The organism is Ameyamaea chiangmaiensis (assembly GCF_013376175.1).
Classification (GTDB): Bacteria; Pseudomonadota; Alphaproteobacteria; order Acetobacterales; family Acetobacteraceae; genus Ameyamaea; species Ameyamaea chiangmaiensis.
Map to the genome: position 1 here is coordinate 1 of NZ_JABXXR010000343.1, position 862 is coordinate 862.

The 862-nt window shown below is 71.7% G+C and carries 1 pseudogene; it reads right to left on the reverse strand.

Annotated features, from left to right (window positions below):
• A pseudogene (locus HUK82_RS16950) lies at positions 1-862 on the reverse strand (lytic transglycosylase domain-containing protein); the annotation flags it as partial.

Sequence of the window (862 nt, forward strand, 5' to 3'; positions counted from 1 at the left end):
CGCTTCCCGCGCGCGGCCGAGCCAGTAGAGGCCCCGGCTCCGGCTGATCAGGGCAGGCGATTGCGCGACGAGAGCGAAACGGTCGGCGGCCGCAGCCGGATCGCCGAGTTTTTCAAGCCTCAGCCACCCGCTGGTAAACGCGGCTTCCAGTCCTGCCGGGGTCTGCGGCGCGATGGTGCGGTCATCGGCCATTGCCGCCGCGTCGGCGTAGCGCTCGGCGGTGACCAGCGACCGGGCGAAGGCCGCGCGCTCGGCTGCAAAGACCAGGGGTTGGGCAGCCTGCGCCTGAAAGCCCGCGCTCTTCCACAGCGACAGGGCGTCGTCGGCGCGGTTGGTCCGGCGCAGCCAGAACAGACGGTCGAGTAACAACAGGGGATCGCTGCTTGCCCCGACGGCGGCCAGCGCCTCGTCAGCGTCTGGGGCGCGGCTGCGCAGGGCCACACGGGCCCGGGCGGCGGCCTGCTCATCGTTGCGGAGTCGGTCGATCTGACGCGATGCCGCCGCAAACTGGCCGGTGCGCACCTGTCGCTGGAAACGGGCGGTCTGATCGGCCGGGGTGAGCACGGAGGCATAGAGCGTCAGGAACGCCGCCTCGTCGCTCGCGCTGTCCATGCCGCCGGCCCAGGCTTGTCGTGCGATCGGTGTCATCGGTCCCGTGCCCAGCACGCTGCCGCACCGGACGAGTGCCCCGGCCTGTGTCAGCGGAGAGTTCGGGCACAGCCGCGCGAGGGTGTCGGGGTCGTTTTCGGTCGCCAGGGCCTGCTGAAACCGCGCGCGGAGGATCGCGCGATCCGGCCAGTCGGGCGTCGAATCGAAGAACGCGGCATAGTCGGCCGCAGGCGCCGGCGCGCCGGTCATGAGG